Consider the following 11,940-nt stretch of genomic DNA (forward strand, 5'->3'; position numbering starts at 1 on the left):
GCGGGTGCGCCGCCGATCAGCTTCTACGTGATGCCACTCAAGCTGGAGCCGCTGCGCTTCAGCGGGACGATGGCGGTGTTCTTCACCCTCGTGAACCTGTCGAAGTGGATCCCGTACTGGCAGCTCGGCCTGATCGACCTGACCAACCTGGGCACCTCGCTGGCGCTGGGGCCGGTGGTGCTTGTCGGGGTCTGGGCAGGCGTGCGGCTGGCCACGCGGGTCAAGCCGACGCTGTTCTATCGGCTGGTGATGGCGGGGATGCTGCTGTCGGGGGTGAAGCTGCTGTGGGATGCCGTCGTCGCCTGACGCGATCCGCCGCAGGATTTTTTTTCCCTGGTCACACCGGGACTGGCATATCTGCGTCAAGTCGCGGAACTTGAGCGCCGAAATGAGGAGGGGTACAGCCCCTTTTCCGGGGCTGCCAGCCCGTTGTCGGACTCCAGGGAGCCACCGTGATCCACCGAAGAACTGCCCTTGCGCTGCTGCATCGCCTCATGCGTTCGCTGGCGCCTGTCCTTTCTGTCCTGTTCGTCTCCCTGGCACTGCCGGCCTGGGCGCTGGCGCCACCGACCGACACTGAGCTGGAGCAACTGCGCGCCAGCGGCCAGCTCGCTGCACAGGCTGCGCAGGCCCGGGCGCTGGGCAATCACCTGCTGGATCCGGCCACGGTCGCGACGCTGGCCTACCGCACGGGGCGCGCGAACGGAACGATCTCGATCGACACACCGCCGCCCGCCTGGGGTGGCGGACTGCCGACGACCGGCGCGCCGAAGATTCTTGTGCTGCTGGTCGACTTCCCCGACCAGCCCCACGTCGAGGCCAACACATCCGCGCTGATCGAGGAGCGCATGTTCGGCGTCGGTGGTCCGGCCGTGCCCGGCTATCCCTACGAGAGCCTGCGTGCCTTCTACCTGCGTTCGTCCTATGGCCAGCTGGATCTCCACGGCCACGTGGCGCCGTGGTACCGGGCACGCTACGGCCGGTCCTACTACCAGGCGCTGGGCGAGCGTGCAGGCACGGCGGCGGTCGTCGACGAAGCGCTCGGCGCCCTGCAGGCCACCGGTCACCCGATGGCCCAGTACGACAACGATGGGGACGGCAACTTCGACACCCTGTTCGTCAAGTGGGCCGGCCCGGCCGGGGCCTGGGCGTCGTTCTGGTGGGCCAAGCAGACGGTCTACGGCGGCACGCAGACCTACGGTGGCAAGCACATCCGCAAGGTGGTCTGGTCCTGGGCTGGTGGGCACTACAACACCGATCCGCTCTACGAGCCGCAGGTCGATATCCACGAGACCGGCCACGCGCTCGGGCTGCCCGACTACTACGACTACGACGGCAGCGTCGGCCCCAAGGGCGGGGCGGGCGGCTACGACATGATGCACAGCAACATCGGGGACCACAACGCGTTCTCGAAGTTCGTGCTGGGCTGGCTGACGCCCCGGATCGTCTCGGGCGGCAGCGCCACCGTGGTGCTGCGCCCGTCGGGCACCAGTCCGGATGCCGTGCTGTTCATGCCGGGGGCCTCCGCCACCAACCCGTTCACCGAGTATTTCCTGGCCCAGTACCGCCGCCGCGCGGCGGGCAACGACACCGGCTTCGTCGGCGACGGCCTCTCGCTGTGGCATGTCGATGCCCGCCTGAATGCGTCGGGCTACGACTATCTCTACAACAACTCCTACACCGCACACAAGCTGCTGGCGCTGGTCGAGGCGGACGGCCTGAACCAGATCGCACAGGGGCAGATGGCCGATCCGGGCGATCTTTACACCGCATCCCGGCTCTTCGGCCCGGACACGAAACCCAACTCCAGCCGCTACGACGGCAGCACCACCGGCGCGGCGATGCACAACATCAGCGCAGCCGGCGAGGCGACGATGGCGGCCACCTTTTCGGTCACGTTGCCGGTTCCCGTTCGCGTGACTCGCCAAGGTGGCGGCAGCGGAACGGTCACGGGTGCGCCGTCTGGCATCCAGTGCGGCACGGTCTGCGCCGCCAGCGTGGACAGCGGCAGCCGGGTGGCGCTGACCGCCAAGCCGGCCACCGGCTCGGTCTTCACCGGCTGGAGCGGGGCGTGCAGTGGCACCAGCACGCTCTGCGTCATCAGCCCGAACGCGGCCGCGACGGTGACCGCTTCCTTCGAGCTGCCGACCTTTGCGCTGGGGGTGACCCGCACGGGCAACGGCAGCGGTACCGTGCGCGGCGCGTCCGGACTGGACTGCGGTCTGACCTGCAGCGCGCGCTACACCGCCGGCACCGTGGTGACGCTGACGGCGGCTCCCTCGGCGCAGTCGGACTTCGCCGGTTGGTCGGGCGGCTGCAGTGGCGCCGGTCTGACCTGCACCGTGACCATGGGGGCGGCCCAGGCGGTCCGGGCGCTGTTTTCACCGAAGCACTACACGGTGAATGTGCGCCAGTCCGGCAGCGCCGGGCGCCTTGGCGGACTGCCTTCCGGGGTGGCCTGCCTGAGTGGCTGCAGCTTCTCGCGCGAGTCCGGCACCCTCACGCAGCTCACGCCGCTGCCGGCACGTGGCCAGCGCTTCGTTGGCTGGGGTGGTGCCTGCGCCGGCACAGGCACCTGCCGTCTGGCCATCGACGGCGAGAAGTCCGTGACCGCAACCTTCGCCGGTCCCTGAGTGGTCGCAGCCTGCGGCGCACAAATTCCCTAAGATGGCTTCTTTGGATCCCGAAGAAGCCGTCCCATGAGTGCCGAACCGCTGCCCGATGTCCGCTACGAACGCCACGCGACCTGGTCCGACGTGGCGCTGGTCACCCTCTCGAACCCCGGCAAGCTCAATGCCGTCAATGTCGCGATGTGGCGTGCGCTGCGCGGCATCTTCGACGGACTGACCGAGCGTGAGCCCGGCCTGCGCTGCGTGATCGTGCGTGGCGAGGGCGGCACCTTCGTCTCCGGCGGCGACATCGAGGAGTTCCCCGCCTTCCGTTTCGACGAAGCGCGGCTGCGCGACTTCCACGAGAACATCGTCGCCCCGGCGCTGGAGGCGATGTACCGCTGCGACATCCCGCTGGTGGCACAGATCGAGCGTGCGTGTGTCGGCGGCGGGCTGGAGATCGCGTGTCAATGCGACCTGCGCATCGCCGGACAGTCGAGCCGCTTCGGGGCGCCGATCGCGCGGCTGGGGTTTCCGATGGCGTGTGACGAGCTGGCCGGTGTGGCGCGGGTGGCCGGGCTGGCGACCGCGGCCGAGATCCTGCTCGAAGCGCGGCTGCTGGACGCCGAAACCGCGCTGCGCCGCGGACTCGTTCACCGCGTGGTCTACGACGACGAAGTGGCCACCGAGGCCGAGGCGACCGCGCAGCGCATCGCCGCCGGCGCACCCCGTGCCGCACGGTTGAACAAGCGCGCCCTGCGTCTTGTCGCGCCACAATTCCATTTCACCGAAGCGCAGCGTGCCGAGTTCGCCGCCTACGCCAGCGGCCCCGACCACCGCGAAGGCATCACCGCCTTCATCGAGAAGCGCAAGCCGAACTTCACCGGCTCCTGACCGCCTGACCACCCCGCATGACCATGTCCAACGACAACCTGTTCGCCGCGCTGCGCGGTGCCTTCCCTGCCGACCTCGACGCGGCGGCGATCGAGACCGACAACGGCCTCGTCTACTCCTGGCGCGACCTGGAGCGCGCGACGGCGATGCTTGCCAACCTGCTGCAATCGCTGGAGATCCCTGCTGGCAGCCGCGTGGCGGTCCACACCGAGAAGTCGGTCGAGGCGCTGGTGCTGTACCTGGCCACGCTGCGGGCCGGCTTCGTCTACCTGCCGCTGAACACGGCGTACCAGGCAGCCGAACTCGACTACTTCATCGGCAATGCCGAGCCGGCGGTGTTCGTCTGCGCCAGCAAGAATTTCCCCTGGATCAGCAAGCTGGCGTTCCAGAAGGGCGTCGCCCACGTCTTCACGCTCGACGACGACCGCACCGGCTCGCTGCTGGAACGCGCTTCGCACTTCAGCGACGAGCACGTGCCGACAGTGAAATCGGCCGACGACCTCGCCGCCATCCTCTACACCAGTGGCACCACCGGCCGCAGCAAGGGCGCGATGCTCAGCCATGGCAACCTGCTGTCCAACGCGCAGGTGCTGAAGACCCACTGGAACTGGCAGCCCGGTGACGTGCTGATCCATGCGCTGCCGATCTTCCATGTCCACGGCCTGTTCGTCGCCAGCCATGGCGCGCTGCTGAACGGCTCGAAGATGCTGTGGCTGTCGAAGTTCGATCCGAAGGCGGTGGTCGAGCGGCTGCCGCGGGCGACGGTGTTCATGGGCGTGCCGACGCTGTACGTGCGACTGCTCCAGGAGGCGGGCCTCACGCGCGAGGCCTGCGCCCGCATGCGGCTGTTCATCTCCGGCTCGGCGCCGCTGCTGATCGAGACCTTCCGCGACTGGCAGACGCGCACCGGCTACACCATCCTCGAACGCTACGGCATGAGCGAGACGGTGATGCTCACGTCCAACCCCTGCCGCGCCGAGGACGGCGAGCGCCTCGGTGGCACGGTCGGCCCGGCGCTGCCCGGGGTCGGCGTGCGGGTGGTGGATGACGCGGGGGTGGCGCTGCCGGCGGGCGAGATCGGCAACGTGCAGGTCCGCGGCCCGAACGTGTTCGGTGGCTACTGGCGCATGCCGGAGAAGACTGCCGAGGAATTCACGGCGGATGCGTGGTTCAAGACTGGCGATGTCGGTCGTTTCGACGCCGATGGGCGCGGTTACCTCACCATCGTCGGCCGCAGCAAGGACTTGATCATCACCGGTGGCTACAACGTCTACCCGGCCGAGATCGAGGGCTACCTGAACGACATGGCCGGCGTGGCCGAGTCGGCAGTGATCGGCGTGCCGCACCCGGACTTCGGCGAGGCGGTGGTCGCGGTGGTGGTGCCGAAGGCGGGCGCGGCGCTGGATGCGGACGCGCTGGTGGCCGCGCTCAAGTCGAAGATCGCCAACTTCAAGGTGCCCAAGCGGGCCTTCGTCGTCGCCGACCTGCCGCGCAACGCGATGGGCAAGGTGCAGAAGAACCTGCTGCGCGAGGTCCACCAGGTGCTGTTCGCGGCCTGACCCTCAGGCGCTCAGCCACCAGCCACCCCACGCGACCGCGGCGATCAGCAGCAGGCCGGGCACCACCTGCTGCGCGAACGGGCGTCTCCCGCCGGACATGGCCGCCCGAGCAGCCACGCCATCTGCACCACCGTGATCAGCAGCCCGATGCCGAGGGCCACGGCCAGGTGGATCCAGGAAACTTCCGACAGCGCCGTCATGGCGTCGATGGTACGGCGCCTTGCGTGGCCCCGTCCCGCCATGCCTTGGGGGTCACGCCGTGGTGCGTCCGGAAGGTACGGATGAAGTAGCTCGGCGCCGCGAAGCCGCAGGCCCACGCCACTTCCTTGATGGCGAGTGTCGTTTCGCGCAGCAGCCGGGCTGCGCGTTCCATGCGCAGCCGGTTGATGCAGCCGATCAGCGCTTCGCCGGTGACCTCGCGGAACAGGTGCGAGAGGTAGTCCGCCGTGCAGCCCGACTGCTCGGCCAGCCGCCGCACACCCAGCGTGTGGTCGCCGAGCTGGTTCTGGATCAGCACGCGCAGCCGGGCGATCAGCGGCGGCTCGCGGCTGGCCTCGCCTTCCGCTTCGTTCAGCGCGAGCAGCACCCCCGCCAGCGCCGCTGCCACCAGCGCCCGCGCCTGCGTGTCGGCCCAGGGCGGTACCGGGTCGGACGGGCTTTGCGAGGCATGGAACAGCCAGTCGTGGATGCGGGCGGCCTGCGCGTGGTGGCGGGTTTCGAGGTGGGCGATGCCGGGGCTGCCCGGGCTGTGTTCGTGCGCGAGGTGGCACATCAGCGCGGCCCCCGCCGTGTTCACCACCACGTTGCGGAACGCTGCTCCACGCGCTGCTCCGACATGCTCGTCGTGGCGCAACTGCGGCGGCACGATGAGCGCCTCGCCCGCCACCAGCCGGCAGCCGGTGTGCGGGAAGCGAAAGTCGGTCCAGCCCTCGACCTGCACGAACAGCTCGGGTGTCAGGTGGAAATGTCCGTCGCCCCGGGACTGTGGTGCGCCCAGGTTCTGCGGCCGGTGGACGACGAGCTGACCAGCCTGGGCAGCGGCCAGGGCGGCGGTCAGCGCGGACTCCAGGTTTTTTCGCATCATTGTCGGAATTCTGCTAGTGCTTGACCTTGGACTGGCCTGCCGATGTCCTTACGCTGTGGGCCTGCAATCTCCCCAACCTTGCTTCGGATGCCTGCTGTGAAGACCAAGATTTCTGTCATTGTCTGGAACGAATTCCAGCACGAACGCCAAAACCCCGCCGTGCAGGCGATCTATCCCGACGGCCTGCATGCCGTCATCGCCCAGGCACTGCGCGACACCCCGGCGCTCAACCCCGGCGCGCTGCCGCTGGAGGTCTCGACCGCGACCCTCGACCAGCCCGAACACGGTCTGAGCGAGGAGCGGCTGGCCGGCTGCGATGTGCTGATCTGGTGGGGCCACCGGGCGCATGACCAGGTGGAGGACGCCATCGTCGAGCGCGTGCAGCGCCGCGTGCTGGAAGGCATGGGGCTGATCGTGCTGCATTCGGGGCATTTCTCGAAGATCTTCCGCCGCCTGATGGGCACCAACTGCTCGCTGAAATGGCGCGAGGCCGACGAGAAGGAGCGGCTGTGGGTGGTCGAGCCGTCGCACCCGATCGCCACGGGACTGGGCGAGTATTTCGAGCTGCCGTACGAGGAGATGTACGGCGAGCGCTTCGACATTCCCAAGCCCGAGAGCCTCGTGTTCCTGTCGTGGTTCGAGGGCGGCGAGGTGTTCCGCTCGGGCTGCTGCTGGGAGCGCGGGCATGGGCGGGTGTTCTATTTCCGCCCCGGCCATGAGGCGTATCCGACCTACTTTGATGCCAACGTGCAGCGGGTGATGACCAATGCAGTGCAATGGGCCGCGCCGCGCGTGAACATCGTGGATGTCTGTCCGCAGAGTCCGCCGCTGGAGGCGCTCAGCCCGAAGGCGCTGAACTTCGGCAAGGTCGGTATCCAGCAGAGCCGCGGAGACATCGCATGAAGGGGGAAACGGGCGTGCGTCGTCTGCGCGTGGGGGTGATCGGTCTGGGCATGGGCCGTGCGCACATCGAGGGCTGGCGGCAGCATCCGCAGGTCGCGGTCGTCGCCATCGCCGATCCGGATGCGCAGCGGCTGGCAGCGGTGGGGGACCAGTTCGGCGTCCCCGGCTGCCACGCCACGGCCGAGGCGATGCTGGCGGCCGAGGCACTGGACGTGGTGAGCATCTGCACGCCGAACAAGTTCCACAAGGACTTGACGCTGATGGCGCTGGCGGCAGGCTGCCACGTGCTGTGCGAGAAGCCGATGGCGATGAACGCCAGCGAGGGCCGCGAGATGCTGGCCGCTGCCGAGCGGGCGGGCAAACGGCTGATGATCAACTTCTCGTACCGCTTCTCGGCGCAGTCGCGGGCCTTGAAGGCGCAGGTCGATGGCGGTGTGTTCGGCGAGTTCTACTTCGGCCGCAGCGTCTGGCACCGCCGGCGGGGGATGCCAGGTTTTGGCGGCTGGTTCGGTACGAAGGCGCTGGCCGGCGGCGGGCCGCTGATCGACCTGGGTGTGCATCGGCTGGATCTGGCGCTGTGGCTGATGGGCTACCCGAAGCCGACCTGGGTGATGGGTGCGACCTACGACCCGATCGCCCGTGCGCTGGCGGACCAGGCGGGCAAGACCTTCGATGTGGAGGATCTGGCGACCGCGTTCATCCGCTTCGAGAATGGCGCGACGCTGGCGCTCGAAGCTTCGTGGGCGGCCAACATCGCTGAAGCCGAGCTCATGGAGACGCGTCTGCTTGGCACCCGCGCTGGCCTGCTGCAGAAGAATCTCGACGAGGGCTATACCTTCGACGCGCACATCTTCACCGAGCAGCACGGCGCGCCGTTCGACCTGCATCTGCACCAGGCCGCGACGTCGGCGCCATCGGCGATGCACGACTACGCCGACGCGATCCTGAACGACCGGCCGCACCCTGCGCCGGGCGAGGAAGGGCTGATCGTGATGGAACTGCTCGATGCCATCTACGAGAGTGCGCGCACGGGCGCACCGGTGCAGCTGTGACGGCCGCCGTAGACACCCGGCCGGACGCCGCGAGGCTGTCGCGGGCGCGCAAGGCGGTGCGCTGGCAGTTCGGGGCGCTGGGCGTGCTCGGCGGAGCGTGGGGCGCCCACATCCCGTCGGTGAAGGCGCAGTACGCGCTGGACGAGGCCACGCTGTCGCTGGTGCTGCTGTCGGCGGCGCTGGGGGCCGTGTCGTCGCTGTTCTTCGCGGGGCGGGTGGTCGAGCGGCTGGGCGTGCGGGGCGTGGTGCGGCTGGGGGCCAGTGTCATGGGCGTGGCGCTGGCGCTGGTGCTGCACTGGCCGGGCTTGTGGGCGGTGCTGCCGGCGATGGTGCTGTTCGGAGCGCTGATGAGCTGCTACGACGTGTCCATCAACGCCGAAGGCACGGCGCTGGAAAGCCTGAGCGGCCGCACCGTGATGAGCAACCTGCACGGCACCTTCAGCCTGGGCGCGATGGCGGGGGCCGCATTGTGCGCGGGGCTGCTGCGGCTGCAGATCGCGCCGGCCTGGCAACTTGCTGGCATCGGACTGGGGGTGTCTGCGCTGGCGATGCTGACTTCGGGTGGCCTGCTCGACGCGCACCCGCGCGAGGCCGGTGATGACGGTGAGCGGGCGCATTTCGCGTGGCCGCGCGGCTTGCTGCTCGTGATCGGCTTGCTGATCTTCACCGGCATGACGGCGGAGGGCGTGATGTACGACTGGTGCGTGCTCTATCTGAAGCAGGAAGTCGGCATGTCACAGGACCGTGCGGCGCTCGGCTACGCGAGTTTCTGCGGCGCGATGGCGCTGGCGCGCTTCGGCGGGGATGCGCTGCGGGCGAGGTACTCGGAGCGGCTGCTGCTCGGGGCGAGTGCGTCGCTGTCGGCGGTGGCCATGGCGATCGTGCTGCTCAGCGGGCATCCGGTCGTGTCGCTGATCGGCTATGCGTTTGTCGGGGCGGGATTGGCGCCGGTGGTGCCGATCCTGTTCAATGCAGCGACGCGGGTGCCGGGTGTCAGCCGGGCGGCAGCGATCGCGTCGGTGTCGTCGATCGGCTACTCGGGCTTCCTGATCGGCCCGCCGATGATCGGTGCCATCGCGCACGCCGTGTCGCTGACGGCGGCGATGTCGGTGGTCGTGGTCGGCACGGTGCTGCTGGCTGTGGGTGCGCGGCGGGTGCCCGTCCAGGACTGATTGCGGGGAATCGAAGGCACCAAGAAAAAATCGCGCTCCAGGGCGCGATTTTTCTTGTACTCACTACAGTGTCTGGTCGGGGTGAGAGGATTCGAACCTCCGGCCTCTACGTCCCGAACGTAGCGCTCTACCAGGCTAAGCTACACCCCGAAAAACAAATCGCGCCATGAGATTCCATGCGGCGCGATCGTTTGAATTGTGTCTTGGTCGGGGTGAGAGGATTCGAACCTCCGGCCTCTACGTCCCGAACGTAGCGCTCTACCAGGCTAAGCTACACCCCGTGTGCTGCAAGAAACTTCAGAAGTTCCTGTCAACTGCCAAGACTGACAATGTTAGCAGCGCATCCTTGAATTGGGAAGAGGGCAGTGCCGAAATGTGCTGCTGCGCCCGCTGCGCCTCGTCGCGTGCCGCCTGGCGGGTGGCGTCGAGTGCGCCCGTGCGGCGCACGATCTGGATGATCTCGTCGAGACGCTCGACCTCGCCATGCTCGATGGCGTGGCGGATCAGATCGCGCTCGGCCGCGGTGCCATCGCCCATGGCGTGCAGGAGCGGCAGCGTCGGTTTGCCTTCGCGCAGGTCGTCGCCGACGTTCTTGCCCAGCTCGGTGGTCGTGCCTTCGTAGTCGAGCAGGTCATCGACGATCTGGAATGCCGTGCCCAGTGACTGCCCGTACGCAGCGCAGGCGGCTTCGACCTCGGCATTGGCGCCTGCCAGCACTGCGCCGATGCGCGCACTGGCCTCGAAGAGCTTGGCGGTCTTGTAGCGGATGACACGCAGGTAGTCCTCGACGCTGGTGTCGGGGTCGTGCATGTTCATCAGCTGCAGCACTTCACCTTCGGCGATGACGTTGGTGGCCTCGGCCAGCACATCGAGTACACGCATGCGGTCGACCGACACCATCATCTGGAAAGCGCGCGAATACAGGAAGTCGCCCACCAACACACTGGCCGCGTTGCCGAACAGCGCGTTGGCGGTCTTGCGGCCGCGGCGCAGTGCCGACTCGTCGACGACGTCGTCGTGCAGCAGCGTGGCCGTGTGGATGAACTCGACAGTGGCTGCCATTTCGAAGCGCTCTGCCCCTTCGAAGCCCAGGGCGCGTGCAAAGAGGAGCACAAGCTGCGGGCGGATGCGCTTGCCTCCGGCACTGACGATGTAGTGCGAGATCTGGTTGATCAGCGCGACTTCCGAGGCCAGACGGCGGTGGATCACGGCATCAACTTGCGCCATTTCGCCGGCCATGAGTTGCGTGACGGCGGAGGAGGTCGGCTGGGTGGCGGTGGCGAGGCTCACGAGGAGGGGCTGGTTGGGGTGCGCTGAAAACCGTGGATTATAGGAAGCCCGTCACGTCCACCACTTGACCAGTCTTCCCCCCTGCGCACTTTGCTGCTTGTGGCTGTGATGAGAAGCCGACATCGGTACCGGCATGTCGTGCAAAGCGTGGCATAATATCGGGCTTCGCGTTTGCAGCCGGGATGTTGCCGGTGTGCATCACGCGTGAGAACTTTACCCCCAAGAAAGGGCTGATATGTACGCGGTCATAAAAACCGGTGGCAAGCAATACAAAGTTGCAGCCGGCGAAAAAATCAAAGTAGAACAGATCACTGCGGACGTTGGCCAAGAGATCGTGATCGACCAGGTGCTCGCCGTTGGAAGCGGTGCAGAACTCCGGGTTGGCGCTCCCTTGGTTGATGGCGCAACGGTGACGGCCACCGTGCTGTCGCATGGTCGGCACGACAAGGTGCGCATCTTCAAGATGCGCCGTCGCAAGCACTACCAGAAGCGCCAGGGCCACCGCCAGAACTACACCGAGCTGCAAATCAGCGCGGTGCTCGGCTGAGCCGTCGCCTCTCCCATCCAGCACATCCTCAGAGGATCTGAACCATGGCACAGAAAAAAGGCGGCGGTTCCACACGGAACGGCCGCGACTCCCAACCGAAGATGCTCGGCGTCAAGGCCTACGGCGGCCAGGTCGTCAGCGCCGGCTCCATCATCGTGCGCCAGCGCGGCACCCGTTTCCATGCCGGCAGCAATGTCGGCATGGGCCGTGACCACACGCTGTTCGCGCTGGTCGATGGCACCATCTCGTTTGCCACCAAGGGCGCCGAGAACCGCAAGACCGTGATCGTCACGCCGGTCTGATCGACCTGCGACGCTTGCGCGCATGAAGCCCCGGCAAGCCGGGGCTTTTTTGCTTTGAAGTTCCTTGAAGTTATTGCTGCGAAGCGCCTGGACGCTGGAGTACAAGCATGAAATTTGTCGATGAAGTCACCATCGATGTGGCCGCCGGCAACGGTGGCTCCGGCTGCGCCAGCTTCCGGCGCGAAAAGTTCATTCCATTTGGTGGTCCGGACGGCGGCAACGGCGGCCGTGGCGGCCATGTGTTCGTCGTGGGCGACCGCAATCTGAACACGCTGATCGATTTCCGCTACATCCGCCGCTACGAAGCCCGCAACGGTGAAGCCGGGCGCGGCTCGGACCAGTTCGGGGCTGCCGGGGCGGACATCGTCCTGCGCGTGCCTGTCGGTACCATCATCCGTGACGGCGAGACGGAAGAAGTCATTGCCGAGCTGCTCACGCACGGCGAAGAGATCATCCTGGCCAAGGGTGGCGACGGCGGCTTCGGCAACCTGCACTACAAGACCAGCACCAACCGCGCCCCGCGCCAGA

13 protein-coding genes and 2 tRNA genes are annotated in these 11,940 nt (G+C 67.4%); 10 read left to right on the plus strand and 5 right to left on the minus strand.

Going from position 1 to position 11,940, the window contains the following annotated elements:
• The 4 genes from AB3X43_RS04075 to AB3X43_RS04090 all read left to right on the plus strand — a co-directional run.
• On the plus strand, window positions 1–306 hold a 306-nt coding region (locus AB3X43_RS04075; protein ID WP_369428602.1), incomplete at its 5' end, for a TSUP family transporter.
• A gap of 188 nt (window positions 307–494) precedes the next feature.
• Entirely contained in the window at window positions 495–2,633 is a 2,139-nt protein-coding gene (locus AB3X43_RS04080) for a M6 family metalloprotease domain-containing protein (RefSeq protein ID WP_369428603.1), read from the plus strand.
• Window positions 2,634–2,699: 66 nt separating this feature from the next.
• Window positions 2,700–3,503, plus strand: coding sequence for an enoyl-CoA hydratase/isomerase family protein (locus AB3X43_RS04085; RefSeq protein ID WP_369428604.1), 804 nt, complete (start codon window positions 2,700–2,702; stop codon window positions 3,501–3,503).
• A 23-nt stretch (window positions 3,504–3,526) separates the two neighbouring features.
• On the plus strand, window positions 3,527–5,062 hold the full coding sequence (locus AB3X43_RS04090) for a malonate--CoA ligase (RefSeq protein WP_369428610.1): 1,536 nt from the start codon (window positions 3,527–3,529) through the stop codon (window positions 5,060–5,062).
• A gap of 44 nt (window positions 5,063–5,106) precedes the next feature.
• Here the strand turns inward: AB3X43_RS04090 and AB3X43_RS04095 are convergent, their stop codons facing one another.
• Complete coding sequence (locus AB3X43_RS04095) at window positions 5,107–5,262, minus strand: hypothetical protein (RefSeq protein WP_369428605.1); 156 nt, start codon at window positions 5,260–5,262, stop codon at window positions 5,107–5,109.
• Window positions 5,259–6,143, minus strand: a complete 885-nt coding sequence (locus tag AB3X43_RS04100; RefSeq protein WP_369428606.1) for a helix-turn-helix transcriptional regulator — start codon at window positions 6,141–6,143, stop codon at window positions 5,259–5,261. Before AB3X43_RS04100 ends, AB3X43_RS04095 begins: the two co-directional genes overlap by 4 nt.
• Window positions 6,144–6,242: 99 nt before the next feature.
• On the opposite strand from AB3X43_RS04100, the gene AB3X43_RS04105 reads away from it, so the two are divergent.
• The 3 genes from AB3X43_RS04105 to AB3X43_RS04115 are packed head-to-tail and all read left to right on the plus strand — an operon-like array spanning window position 6,243 to window position 9,273.
• Window positions 6,243–7,049 carry a ThuA domain-containing protein gene (locus AB3X43_RS04105; protein WP_369428607.1) on the plus strand — a complete coding sequence of 269 codons (807 nt, stop codon included), beginning with the start codon at window positions 6,243–6,245 and terminating at the stop codon, window positions 7,047–7,049.
• Window positions 7,046–8,101 carry a Gfo/Idh/MocA family protein gene (locus AB3X43_RS04110; RefSeq protein WP_369428608.1) on the plus strand — a complete coding sequence of 352 codons (1,056 nt, stop codon included), beginning with the start codon at window positions 7,046–7,048 and terminating at the stop codon, window positions 8,099–8,101. Before AB3X43_RS04105 ends, AB3X43_RS04110 begins: the two co-directional genes overlap by 4 nt.
• Window positions 8,098–9,273, plus strand: a complete 1,176-nt coding sequence (locus AB3X43_RS04115; protein ID WP_369428609.1) for an MFS transporter — start codon at window positions 8,098–8,100, stop codon at window positions 9,271–9,273. Before AB3X43_RS04110 ends, AB3X43_RS04115 begins: the two co-directional genes overlap by 4 nt.
• A gap of 73 nt (window positions 9,274–9,346) precedes the next feature.
• Here the strand turns inward: AB3X43_RS04115 and AB3X43_RS04120 are convergent.
• The 3 genes from AB3X43_RS04120 to ispB all read right to left on the minus strand — a co-directional run bounded on the left by AB3X43_RS04120 (window position 9,347) and on the right by ispB (window position 10,512).
• A tRNA-Pro gene (locus tag AB3X43_RS04120) sits at window positions 9,347–9,423 on the minus strand.
• A 54-nt stretch (window positions 9,424–9,477) separates the two neighbouring features.
• A tRNA-Pro gene (locus tag AB3X43_RS04125) sits at window positions 9,478–9,554 on the minus strand.
• A gap of 16 nt (window positions 9,555–9,570) precedes the next feature.
• Window positions 9,571–10,512 (minus strand): octaprenyl diphosphate synthase, encoded by a 942-nt coding sequence (gene ispB, locus AB3X43_RS04130; protein ID WP_369428611.1) that lies wholly within the window; start codon window positions 10,510–10,512, stop codon window positions 9,571–9,573.
• A gap of 286 nt (window positions 10,513–10,798) precedes the next feature.
• Between ispB and rplU the strand changes: the two genes are divergently transcribed.
• The 3 genes from rplU to AB3X43_RS04145 all read left to right on the plus strand — a co-directional run.
• Window positions 10,799–11,110, plus strand: a complete 312-nt coding sequence (rplU, locus tag AB3X43_RS04135; RefSeq protein WP_179632469.1) for a 50S ribosomal protein L21 — start codon at window positions 10,799–10,801, stop codon at window positions 11,108–11,110.
• A 44-nt stretch (window positions 11,111–11,154) separates the two neighbouring features.
• Window positions 11,155–11,412 (plus strand): 50S ribosomal protein L27, encoded by a 258-nt coding sequence (rpmA, locus tag AB3X43_RS04140; protein ID WP_179632468.1) that lies wholly within the window; start codon window positions 11,155–11,157, stop codon window positions 11,410–11,412.
• 107 nt (window positions 11,413–11,519) lie between these two features.
• Window positions 11,520–11,940 (plus strand): Obg family GTPase (locus AB3X43_RS04145; protein WP_473965057.1); only part of this gene is annotated, 421 nt, incomplete at its 3' end.

Origin of the sequence: Sphaerotilus sp., assembly GCF_041083715.1 — a bacterium.
GTDB lineage: Bacteria > Pseudomonadota > Gammaproteobacteria > Burkholderiales > Burkholderiaceae_C > Sphaerotilus.

Excerpts from the sequence above, each read along its gene's own strand:
- AB3X43_RS04080 (WP_369428603.1), top strand. The coding sequence starts at position 495 with ATGCGTTCGCTGGCGCCTGTCCTTTCTGTCCTGTTCGTCTCCCTGGCA.
- AB3X43_RS04085 (WP_369428604.1), top strand. The coding sequence starts at position 2,700 with ATGAGTGCCGAACCGCTGCCCGATGTCCGCTACGAACGCCACGCGACC.
- AB3X43_RS04090 (WP_369428610.1), top strand. The coding sequence starts at position 3,527 with ATGTCCAACGACAACCTGTTCGCCGCGCTGCGCGGTGCCTTCCCTGCC.
- AB3X43_RS04095 (WP_369428605.1), bottom strand. The coding sequence starts at position 5,262 with ATGACGGCGCTGTCGGAAGTTTCCTGGATCCACCTGGCCGTGGCCCTC.
- AB3X43_RS04100 (WP_369428606.1), bottom strand. The coding sequence starts at position 6,143 with ATGCGAAAAAACCTGGAGTCCGCGCTGACCGCCGCCCTGGCCGCTGCC.
- AB3X43_RS04110 (WP_369428608.1), top strand. The coding sequence starts at position 7,046 with ATGAAGGGGGAAACGGGCGTGCGTCGTCTGCGCGTGGGGGTGATCGGT.
- ispB (WP_369428611.1), bottom strand. The coding sequence starts at position 10,512 with ATGGCCGGCGAAATGGCGCAAGTTGATGCCGTGATCCACCGCCGTCTG.
- rplU (WP_179632469.1), top strand. The coding sequence starts at position 10,799 with ATGTACGCGGTCATAAAAACCGGTGGCAAGCAATACAAAGTTGCAGCC.
- rpmA (WP_179632468.1), top strand. The coding sequence starts at position 11,155 with ATGGCACAGAAAAAAGGCGGCGGTTCCACACGGAACGGCCGCGACTCC.